This window comes from Streptomyces sp. 3211.6 (assembly GCF_003634815.1).
GTDB classification, from domain to species: Bacteria; Actinomycetota; Actinomycetes; order Streptomycetales; family Streptomycetaceae; genus Streptomyces; species Streptomyces katrae_A.
Window position 1 is genome coordinate 4,738,358 of record NZ_RBXC01000001.1, and the last position, 11,352, is coordinate 4,749,709.

Below are 11,352 nucleotides of genomic sequence, written 5' to 3' on the forward strand. Positions count from 1 at the left end.
TGGGACCGGTACGCGCGTAGTGAGTCCGAGCCCTCGGAAGGACCCCCTCTTGGCCGCCTCGCGCAACGCCTCGACCAATACGAACACCGGTGCCAGCACCGCCCCGCTGCGCATCTCCTTTGCAAAGATCAAGGAGCCCCTCGAGGTTCCGAACCTCCTGGCGCTGCAGACCGAGAGCTTTGACTGGCTGCTCGGCAACGCCGCCTGGAAGTCTCGCGTCGAGTCGGCGCTTGAGAGTGGACAGGACGTCCCCACCAAGTCCGGTCTGGAAGAGATCTTCGAGGAGATCTCGCCGATCGAGGACTTCTCCGGGTCGATGTCGCTGACGTTCCGCGACCACCGGTTCGAGCCGGCGAAGAACTCCGTCGACGAGTGCAAGGAGCGCGACTTCACGTACGCGGCGCCGCTCTTCGTCACGGCCGAGTTCACGAACAACGAGACCGGTGAGATCAAGTCTCAGACGGTCTTCATGGGCGACTTCCCGCTCATGACCAACAAGGGCACCTTCGTCATCAACGGCACCGAGCGCGTCGTCGTGTCGCAGCTCGTCCGTTCCCCGGGTGTCTACTTCGACTCCTCCATCGACAAGACGTCCGACAAGGACATCTTCTCCGCCAAGATCATCCCCTCCCGGGGTGCCTGGCTGGAGATGGAGGTCGACAAGCGCGACATGGTCGGCGTCCGCATCGACCGCAAGCGCAAGCAGTCCGTCACCGTCCTCCTCAAGGCCCTCGGCTGGACCACCGAGCAGATCCTCGAGGAGTTCGGCGAGTACGAGTCCATGCGCGCCACCCTGGAGAAGGACCACACCCAGGGCCAGGACGACGCGCTGCTCGACATCTACCGCAAGCTGCGTCCGGGCGAGCCGCCGACCCGCGAGGCCGCTCAGACGCTGCTCGAGAACCTCTACTTCAACCCGAAGCGCTACGACCTCGCGAAGGTCGGCCGCTACAAGGTGAACAAGAAGCTCGGCGCCGACGAGCCGCTCGACGCCGGTGTGCTCACCACCGACGACATCATCGCCACGATCAAGTACCTCGTGAAGCTCCACGCGGGCGAGACCGAGACCGTCGGCGAGTCGGGCCGGGAGATCGTCGTCGAGACCGACGACATCGACCACTTCGGCAACCGTCGTATCCGCAACGTCGGCGAGCTCATCCAGAACCAGGTCCGTACGGGTCTCGCCCGTATGGAGCGCGTCGTGCGCGAGCGCATGACCACCCAGGACGTCGAGGCGATCACGCCGCAGACCCTGATCAACATCCGGCCGGTCGTCGCCTCCATCAAGGAGTTCTTCGGCACCAGCCAGCTGTCGCAGTTCATGGACCAGAACAACCCGCTGTCGGGCCTGACGCACAAGCGTCGTCTCAACGCCCTCGGCCCGGGTGGTCTGTCCCGTGAGCGGGCCGGCTTCGAGGTCCGTGACGTGCACCCGTCGCACTACGGCCGCATGTGCCCGATCGAGACGCCCGAAGGCCCGAACATCGGTCTGATCGGCTCGCTGGCCTCCTACGGCCGCATCAACCCGTTCGGCTTCATCGAGACCCCGTACCGCAAGGTCGTCGAGGGTGTCGTCACCGACGAGGTCGACTACGTCACCGCCGACGAGGAAGACCGCTTCGTCATCGCCCAGGCGAACGCCCGCCTGGACGACGACCTGCGCTTCACCGAGAACCGCGTCCTGGTCCGCAAGCGTGGCGGCGAGGTCGACTACGTCGAGCCGTCCGACGTGGACTACATGGACGTCTCGCCGCGCCAGATGGTGTCCGTCGCGACCGCGATGATCCCCTTCCTCGAGCACGACGACGCCAACCGTGCCCTCATGGGCGCGAACATGATGCGCCAGGCCGTTCCGCTCATCAAGGCGGAGGCCCCGCTCGTCGGCACCGGCATGGAGTACCGCTGTGCGGTCGACGCCGGCGACTCGATCAAGGCGGAGAAGGACGGTGTCGTCCAGGAGGTCTCGGCCGACTACATCACCGTCGCCAACGACGACGGCACGTACACCACGTACCGCGTCGCCAAGTTCTCCCGCTCGAACCAGGGCACCTCGGTCAACCAGAAGGTCATCGTCAACGAGGGCGACCGGATCGTCGAGGCCCAGGTCCTCGCCGACGGCCCGGCCACCGAAGAGGGCGAGATGGCCCTCGGCAAGAACCTGCTCGTCGCGTTCATGCCGTGGGAAGGCCACAACTACGAGGACGCGATCATCCTGTCGCAGCGCCTCGTGCAGGACGACGTCCTCTCCTCGATCCACATCGAGGAGCACGAGGTCGACGCCCGTGACACCAAGCTGGGCCCCGAGGAGATCACCCGGGACATCCCGAACGTCTCCGAGGAGGTCCTCGCCGACCTCGACGAGCGCGGCATCATCCGCATCGGTGCGGACGTCGTCGCCGGCGACATCCTCGTCGGCAAGGTCACGCCCAAGGGTGAGACCGAGCTGACCCCCGAGGAGCGCCTGCTCCGCGCGATCTTCGGTGAGAAGGCCCGCGAGGTGCGTGACACCTCGCTCAAGGTGCCTCACGGTGAGATCGGCAAGGTCATCGGTGTCCGCGTCTTCGACCGCGAGGAGGGCGACGAGCTCCCTCCGGGCGTGAACCAGCTGGTCCGCGTCTACGTGGCCCAGAAGCGCAAGATCACCGACGGTGACAAGCTCGCCGGCCGTCACGGCAACAAGGGTGTTATCTCGAAGATCCTTCCGATCGAGGACATGCCGTTCCTCGAGGACGGAACTCCGGTCGACATCATCCTGAACCCGCTGGGTGTCCCGTCCCGAATGAACCCGGGACAGGTCCTGGAGATCCACCTCGGCTGGCTCGCCAGCCGCGGCTGGGACGTCTCCGGCCTCGCGGACGAGTGGGCGCAGCGCCTCCAGGCGATCGGCGCCGACCAGGTCGCCCCCGGCACCAACGTCGCCACCCCCGTCTTCGACGGTGCGCGCGAGGACGAGCTGGCCGGCCTGCTCCAGCACACCATCCCGAACCGCGACGGCGAGCGCATGGTGCTCCCGACCGGTAAGGCGCGCCTGTTCGACGGCCGCTCCGGCGAGCCGTTCCCGGACCCGATCTCGGTCGGGTACATGTACATCCTCAAGCTGCACCACCTGGTCGACGACAAGCTCCACGCCCGTTCGACCGGTCCGTACTCGATGATCACGCAGCAGCCGCTGGGTGGTAAGGCGCAGTTCGGTGGTCAGCGCTTCGGTGAGATGGAGGTGTGGGCGCTTGAGGCTTACGGCGCCGCGTACGCGCTCCAGGAACTCCTGACGATCAAGTCCGACGACGTGACCGGCCGCGTGAAGGTCTACGAGGCCATCGTCAAGGGCGAGAACATCCCCGAGCCGGGCATTCCCGAGTCCTTCAAGGTGCTCATCAAGGAAATGCAGTCGCTCTGCCTCAACGTGGAGGTGCTGTCCTCGGACGGCATGTCCATCGAGATGCGCGACACCGACGAGGACGTCTTCCGCGCGGCGGAGGAGCTCGGTATCGACCTGTCCCGGCGCGAGCCGAGCAGCGTCGAAGAGGTCTGACGGGCCTGGCCGGGGGATCCCACGAAGATCCCCCGGCCGTCCCCGGGACCGTTCAGACCATGATTGAGACTCGACCCCGAAAGAGGGATTGACGCACAGTGCTCGACGTCAACTTCTTCGACGAGCTGCGGATCGGCCTTGCCACCGCGGACGACATCCGAACCTGGTCGCACGGCGAGGTCAAGAAGCCGGAGACCATCAACTACCGCACCCTCAAGCCCGAGAAGGACGGACTCTTCTGCGAGAAGATCTTCGGCCCCACCCGGGACTGGGAGTGCTACTGCGGCAAGTACAAGCGTGTCCGCTTCAAGGGCATCATCTGTGAGCGCTGTGGCGTCGAGGTCACGCGCGCCAAGGTGCGCCGTGAGCGCATGGGCCACATCGAGCTTGCCGCTCCCGTCACCCACATCTGGTACTTCAAGGGCGTCCCGTCGCGCCTGGGCTACCTGCTGGACCTCGCGCCGAAGGACCTCGAGAAGGTCATCTACTTCGCCGCGTACATGATCACGTTCGTCGACGACGAGCGCCGTCAGCGCGACCTGCCGTCGCTGGAGGCCCACGTCTCCGTCGAGCGCCAGCAGATCGAGAACCGCCGCGACGCCGACCTCGAAGGCCGTGCCAAGAAGCTCGAGAGCGACCTGGCCGAGCTTGAGGCCGAGGGCGCCAAGGCCGACGTGCGCCGCAAGGTGCGCGAGGGTGCCGAGCGCGAGATGAAGCAGCTCCGCGACCGCGCCCAGCGCGAGATCGACCGCCTCGACGAGGTGTGGAACCGCTTCAAGAACCTCAAGGTCCAGGACCTGGAGGGCGACGAGCTCCTCTACCGCGAGCTGCGTGACCGCTTCGGCACGTACTTCGACGGCTCGATGGGTGCCGCGGCGCTGCAGAAGCGCCTGGAGTCCTTCGACCTGGAGGAGGAGGCCGAGCGCCTCCGCGAGATCATCCGTACCGGCAAGGGCCAGAAGAAGACCCGTGCGCTCAAGCGCCTCAAGGTCGTCTCCGCGTTCCTGCAGACCAGCAACAGCCCCAAGGGCATGGTTCTGGACTGCGTGCCGGTGATCCCGCCGGACCTGCGTCCGATGGTGCAGCTCGACGGTGGCCGCTTCGCGACCTCCGACCTCAACGACCTGTACCGCCGCGTCATCAACCGCAACAACCGCCTGAAGCGCCTTCTCGACCTCGGTGCCCCCGAGATCATCGTGAACAACGAGAAGCGCATGCTCCAGGAGGCCGTGGACGCGCTCTTCGACAACGGTCGTCGCGGCCGCCCGGTGACGGGCCCCGGCAACCGCCCGCTGAAGTCCCTCAGCGACATGCTGAAGGGCAAGCAGGGTCGATTCCGTCAGAACCTCCTCGGCAAGCGCGTGGACTACTCCGCGCGTTCCGTGATCGTCGTCGGTCCGCAGCTGAAGCTGCACCAGTGCGGTCTGCCCAAGGCCATGGCGCTGGAGCTCTTCAAGCCGTTCGTGATGAAGCGCCTGGTCGACCTGAACCACGCGCAGAACATCAAGTCGGCGAAGCGCATGGTCGAGCGCGGCCGCACGGTCGTGTACGACGTGCTCGAAGAGGTCATCGCCGAGCACCCGGTCCTGCTGAACCGTGCGCCCACGCTGCACCGTCTCGGCATCCAGGCCTTCGAGCCCCAGCTGGTCGAAGGCAAGGCCATCCAGATCCACCCGCTCGTCTGCACCGCGTTCAACGCGGACTTCGACGGTGACCAGATGGCCGTCCACCTGCCGCTCTCCGCGGAGGCGCAGGCCGAGGCCCGCATCCTGATGCTGTCCTCGAACAACATCCTGAAGCCGGCCGACGGCCGTCCGGTCACGATGCCGACGCAGGACATGGTCCTGGGTCTGTTCTTCCTGACCACCGACGGTGAGCTCCGTGACACCAAGGGCGAGGGCCGCGCGTTCGGCTCCACCGCCGAGGCGATCATGGCGTTCGACGCCGGCGAGCTCGCGCTGCAGTCGTCCGTCGACATCCGCTTCCCGGTGGGCACCATCCCGCCGCGCGGCTGGGTGCCGCCGGTCGCCGAAGAGGGCGAGCAGGAGTTCCAGCCGGGCGACAGCTTCCGTCTGAAGACCACCCTGGGCCGCGCGCTCTTCAACGAGCTGCTGCCCGAGGACTACCCGTTCGTCGACTACTCGGTGGGCAAGAAGCAGCTCTCCGAGATCGTCAACGACCTGGCGGAGCGCTACCCCAAGGTCATCGTCGCGGCGACGCTCGACAACCTGAAGGCGGCCGGCTTCCACTGGGCGACCCGTTCGGGCGTCACCGTGGCCATCTCCGACGTCGTCGTGCCCGAGGCCAAGAAGGCCATCGTCGCGGGCTACGAGGCGATGGACGAGAAGGTCCAGAAGCAGTACGAGCGCGGTCTGATCACCAAGGACGAGCGCACGCAGGAGCTCATCGCGATCTGGACCAAGGCGACCAACGAGGTTGCCGAGGCGATGAACGCGAACTTCCCCAAGACCAACCCCATCTTCATGATGGTTGACTCGGGTGCCCGAGGAAACATGATGCAGATGAGGCAGATCGCCGGTATGCGTGGTCTGGTGTCGAACGCGAAGAACGAGACCATCCCGCGTCCGATCAAGGCCTCGTTCCGTGAGGGCCTGTCCGTGCTGGAGTACTTCATCTCCACCCACGGTGCCCGTAAGGGTCTCGCGGACACCGCCCTGCGTACCGCCGACTCGGGTTACCTCACCCGTCGTCTGGTGGACGTCTCGCAGGACGTCATCATCCGCGAGGAGGACTGCGGCACCGAGCGCGGCCTCAAGCTCAAGATCGGTGTCAAGGACGAGGCGGGTGTCCTCCGCAAGGCGGACGACGTCGAGACCTCCGTGTACGCCCGCATGCTGGCCGAGGACGTCGTCATCGACGGCAAGGTCATCGCGCCGGCGAACGTGGACCTCGGTGACGTGCTCATCGACGCCCTCATCGCGAACGGCGTCGAGGAGGTCAAGACCCGCTCGGTCCTGACCTGTGAGTCCGCCGTCGGCACCTGTGCCTTCTGCTACGGCCGCTCGCTGGCCACCGGCAAGCTGGTCGACATCGGTGAGGCGGTCGGCATCATCGCCGCCCAGTCCATCGGTGAGCCCGGTACCCAGCTGACGATGCGTACCTTCCACACCGGTGGTGTGGCCGGTGACGACATCACGCAGGGTCTGCCGCGTGTCGTCGAGCTCTTCGAGGCCCGTACCCCGAAGGGTGTCGCCCCGATCTCCGAGGCCGCCGGCCGCGTGCGGATCGAGGAGACCGAGAAGACGAAGAAGATCGTCATCACGCCCGACGACGGCAGCGAGGAGACGGCGTTCCCGATCTCCAAGCGCGCCAAGGTCATCGTGCACGAGGGCGACCACGTCGAGGTGGGCCAGAAGCTCACCATGGGTGCCACCAACCCGCACGACGTGCTGCGCATCCTCGGCCAGCGTGCCGTCCAGGTCCACCTGGTCGGCGAAGTCCAGAAGGTCTACAACTCGCAGGGCGTGTCGATCCACGACAAGCACATCGAGATCATCATCCGGCAGATGCTCCGCCGCGTGACGATCATCGAGTCCGGCGACGCGGAGCTCCTCCCGGGCGAGCTCGTCGAGCGCTCCCGCTTCGAGACCGAGAACCGTCGTGTGGTCACCGAGGGCGGTCACCCCGCCTCCGGCCGTCCGCAGCTGATGGGTATCACCAAGGCCTCGCTGGCGACGGAGTCCTGGCTGTCGGCCGCCTCCTTCCAGGAGACGACCCGAGTCCTGACGGACGCGGCGATCAACGCCAAGTCCGACAGCCTCATCGGCCTCAAGGAGAACGTCATCATCGGTAAGCTCATCCCGGCCGGTACGGGCCTGTCCCGCTACCGCAACATCCGGGTCGAGCCGACCGAGGAAGCCAAGGCCGCGATGTACTCGGCCGTCGGCTACGACGACATCGACTACTCCCCCTTTGGCACCGGCTCCGGCCAGGCTGTCCCGCTGGAGGACTACGACTACGGCCCGTACAACGGCTAGCAGCTCGTATGAGGAAGCCCCCCACCGCTCCGAGAGGAGAGGTGGGGGGCTTCTTCGTGTCCGGGGACTTCCCCGTGTCCCGGGGGCGGCCCCGGCTCCCGTCAGACGCGTTCGCGGCGGCGGCGGAGGTGGGTTGCCGTGGTGGCCGAGGTCAGGGTCAGGAGGGCCAGGGCGGCGGCTGCGAGGCCTGGGGTGAGGCCCTTGGGGGTGTAGGTGCAGGAGAGGTGGCGGGTGCCCGGGGTGAGGGGGACCGCCAGGAGGCCGTGGAAGTTCGTCGTGGGGGCCGAGCACTGCCAGCCGGGGATGTCCGTCATCGCGAAGACGGCCGTGCCGGTGGCGGTCGGCGGGAGGGTGGCCTCGATGGAGTGGCCGCCGACGTGGACCTCGGTGGCGCCCGTGGTGGTGAGCCGGCCGACCGCGGTGGCCAGGGCCGCGCGGTCGAGGCAGCCGATGGGGTTCGGGCCGGCCGTGGCGTTCTCGGTGCGGGTTTCGGCCGTCGCCGTGACCGTGCCGGACGCGGGGACCGGGCCCAGGGGGAGGACCCCGGTCATGCGGTCCTCCAGGGGCAGGGAGCGGCCGCCGGTGCGGAGGGTGCCGTAGAGCGCGGGGGAGTACCAGTAGGCCTCGGAGCCCGGCGTGCAGGTGGCCGTGTAGGTCTGGGAGGCGGGGGTGCCGGTGCGGGTGGCGGCGGGGACCTCGTAGACCGTCGCGCCCAGGACCGTCTCCTGGCGGGCGTAGACGCTGGCCGGGGGGTTGGGGGAGGTGTACGGGGCGGGGCGGACCGTGACCAGGGGAGGGGCCGGCTGCTTCGTCGACGTCCAGGTGCCGGGAGCCGTGCCCGGGCGGACCCGGGCGCCGATGGAGAAGATCGCGTCGAGGACCGGGTTGTCGGCGCCGAAGAAGGTGCGGCCGTCGTTCTTGTAGCCGTAGCCCAGGGGCTCCAGGGCCTGGTACGTGGCCTGCGGGAGGTAGCTGCTGTAGTACTGCGGGCCCTCCGCCCGCAGGGCCAGGGCGTCGTTGTACGAGGTCTGCGGCGCGCCCGAATCCGTCCGGTAGGCGGGCCAGCCGTCCACCTCGCGGACCGCCTCGTAGCGGTTCGTGATCGAGCGGCTGGAGGTGGCGGCGGGGGCCGCCCAGCGTTCGCGGGAGCGGCGGGCGTCCGCGTTCGCCGCCGCGACCGTGGACTCGGCGAGGACGACCCCGATCATGAGGACGGCCGCGAGGGGGAGGAGGGCGCGGTGCCGTCCCGAGAGGGACAGGAGCGTCAGGGCCAGGAGGGAGACGGCGCCGCCGGCCAGGACCGCAGGCCAGGTCCAGCCGCCGAAGTCGTTGGTGTGGCGCAGCACGAACGTGGCCACGACCAGCAGGCCGGCCGCCAGGGCGAGGTGCAGCGGGCGCGGGCGGTTGGCCAGGGCCAGCCAGGCCAGGACCACGACCATCCCGCTGAACACGAACGTCTCGCGGTAGGGGTTGCCGTTCGGGACCGCCAGGCCGTGCCACACGTACTGGGTCGGGGGGAACTGGAAGGAGACCAGGACCAGCAGCGTGGCCGCTGCCCAGACCAGGCGGGTACGGCCGGCGATGCGGGTGTTGAGGAGGAAGGCGCCCGCCAGGATCAGGCCCAGCGAGGCCACGTACAGCCGAGGCCGGCCGCCCCACAGGTGGGTGGCCGGGAGCATGCCGGCCAGGAACACGTCGATGCGCACCGGGTCGAAGGCCGCGGCCTTCGTGGGCTGCGAGGCGCCGCTGGACAGGAACGACGGCAGGAGGAGCGGGAGGGTGAGGAGGATGCCGGCCGCGGCGGCGGTGGCCGCGCGCCACAGGGCCCGCAGGCGCTGCGCCCCCGTCATCTCCAGGGTCAGCAGACGGACGCCCAGCAGCACGCAGGCGGCCATCGTGGCCATCATCGCCGTGTAGAAGTTCCCGTACCAGGCGAGTGCGACCAGGAGGGCGGCGCCCGGCCAGCGCCGGCCTTCCAGGCACCATTCGACGGCGATGCCGAGCAGGGGGAGGGCGACCAGGCCCCACAGCCACATCGGGATGTACGAGGCGTCGCTGAGCGCCCACCCGCACAGCCCGTAGCAGGCGCCGAGCACCCCGCGCTGCCACCACGGCCCGGCCTGGAGCCTGCCGAGGTAGACGGTCATCAGCGCGGCGGCCGCGCCCATCGTCACCGGGGTGATCAGGAAGACGGCCAGGTCGACGTGGGCCCGCGGGACGAGGACGGCGAGCCAGGAGAACGGATTGCCGAGGTAGGTGTAGTAGTCGGACAGGAACTGCTGTCCGAAGCCGCCGCGCCAGCTGAAGAGCACGTCGCCGGCGGCCTGCCCGTGGACGAGGTCCCACAGGGCGCGGTGGAAGGGAACGTACTGGTTGGCCTGGTCGTTGATGGCCCGGCCGGTGCCGCCGAAGGGGAAACTGCCGCGGGCCGCCCAGGCCGCGCAGAAGGCGCCCGAGGTGACGAGGAACGCCAGCAGGGGCCCGTACAGGCGGGAGAGGGCGGTGCGCCGCCGAAGCGCGGGGCCGGGGGGCGGGGCTGCGCCCGTCGTCGGCTCCGAGGTGACCGTCCCCAATGTCCTGCTCCTGGCGCTCGTACGTTTTGAACTGACTCGCTGGGATTCGCTGGCAGTGTAGTTCGCCCGCACTACCACGCCCGTGTGACCTCCGCGCGGCCGACCCGGCTCGAAGGGCCCGCGCCCAAGGGGCGCCTGAGCTGCGGGGCCGTGCGGGCGGTGGCGGCGCGGCCTATGTTTTGACCGGAGTGGATGCGGTGGGTACGCTCAGACCTTGTGCCTGGGGTGTGCCTGGGCTCCTGTGCGTGTCCATCAACCGCACGGCGAGCCGCATCGGCCACCGAGATTCATGTGTCTCCGCGCTTGCGCGGGGGTCCGCCGGATCCGACACACCCGACCGCGTGGGTCGGGAAAGTTCCAGGTTAGCTTCACTACACGGCACACAGAAACCGGAGAAGTAGTGCCTACGATCCAGCAGCTGGTCCGGAAGGGCCGGCAGGACAAGGTCGAGAAGACGAAGACCCCCGCGCTCGAGGCTTCGCCTCAGCGTCGTGGTGTCTGCACGCGTGTGTTCACGACCACCCCGAAGAAGCCGAACTCGGCGCTCCGCAAGGTCGCGCGTGTGCGTCTGACCTCCGGCATCGAGGTCACCGCTTACATTCCGGGTGAGGGACACAACCTGCAGGAGCACTCGATCGTGCTCGTGCGTGGTGGCCGTGTGAAGGACCTGCCGGGTGTTCGTTACAAGATCATCCGCGGTGCGCTTGACACCCAGGCTGTCAAGAACCGCAAGCAGGCCCGCAGCCGCTACGGCGCCAAGAAGGAGAAGTAAGAATGCCTCGTAAGGGCCCCGCCCCGAAGCGCCCGGTCATCATCGACCCGGTCTACGCCTCTCCTCTGGTGACCTCGCTCATCAACAAGATCCTCCTGAACGGCAAGCGCTCCACCGCCGAGCGCATCGTTTACGGCGCCATGGAAGGCCTCCGCGAGAAGACCGGCAACGACCCGGTCATCACGCTGAAGCGCGCGCTGGAGAACGTCAAGCCGTCCCTCGAGGTCAAGTCCCGCCGTGTCGGTGGCGCGACCTACCAGGTTCCCGTCGAGGTCAAGCCGGGTCGTCAGTCGACCCTGGCCCTCCGCTGGCTCGTGGGTTACTCCCGCGCCCGCCGCGAGAAGACCATGACCGAGCGCCTGATGAACGAGCTTCTCGACGCCTCGAACGGCCTCGGTGCGGCCGTCAAGAAGCGCGAGGACACGCACAAGATGGCCGAGTCCAACAAGGCCTTCGCGCACTACCGCTGGTAGTCGC

At 68.1% G+C, this 11,352-nt stretch carries 5 protein-coding genes; 4 read left to right on the forward strand and 1 reads right to left on the reverse strand.

Features of this window, described 5'->3' with window-relative positions; genetic code table 11:
- Window positions 1-49: 49 nt before the first annotated feature.
- Entirely contained in the window at window positions 50-3,532 is a 3,483-nt protein-coding gene (rpoB, locus tag BX286_RS22000) for a DNA-directed RNA polymerase subunit beta (RefSeq protein ID WP_079429293.1), read from the forward strand.
- A 98-nt stretch (window positions 3,533-3,630) separates the two neighbouring features.
- Window positions 3,631-7,530 (forward strand): DNA-directed RNA polymerase subunit beta', encoded by a 3,900-nt coding sequence (locus BX286_RS22005; protein ID WP_045945279.1) that lies wholly within the window; start codon window positions 3,631-3,633, stop codon window positions 7,528-7,530.
- A gap of 101 nt (window positions 7,531-7,631) precedes the next feature.
- On the opposite strand, the gene BX286_RS22010 is transcribed toward BX286_RS22005, so the two are convergent.
- Window positions 7,632-10,103 carry a YfhO family protein gene (locus BX286_RS22010; RefSeq protein WP_261993493.1) on the reverse strand — a complete coding sequence of 824 codons (2,472 nt, stop codon included), beginning with the start codon at window positions 10,101-10,103 and terminating at the stop codon, window positions 7,632-7,634.
- 400 nt (window positions 10,104-10,503) lie between these two features.
- Between BX286_RS22010 and rpsL the strand changes: the two genes are divergently transcribed.
- Both rpsL and rpsG read left to right on the forward strand, forming a co-directional pair.
- Window positions 10,504-10,875 carry a 30S ribosomal protein S12 gene (rpsL, locus tag BX286_RS22015; RefSeq protein WP_007265893.1) on the forward strand — a complete coding sequence of 124 codons (372 nt, stop codon included), beginning with the start codon at window positions 10,504-10,506 and terminating at the stop codon, window positions 10,873-10,875.
- Between the two features lie 2 nt (window positions 10,876-10,877).
- Window positions 10,878-11,348 (forward strand): 30S ribosomal protein S7, encoded by a 471-nt coding sequence (gene rpsG, locus BX286_RS22020; RefSeq protein ID WP_007265894.1) that lies wholly within the window; start codon window positions 10,878-10,880, stop codon window positions 11,346-11,348.
- Window positions 11,349-11,352 lie beyond the last annotated feature (4 nt).

Bases quoted from the DNA above. Each gene is read 5' to 3' on its own strand.
- rpsG (WP_007265894.1), top strand. From the start codon at position 10,878: ATGCCTCGTAAGGGCCCCGCCCCGAAGCGCCCGGTCATCATCGACCCG.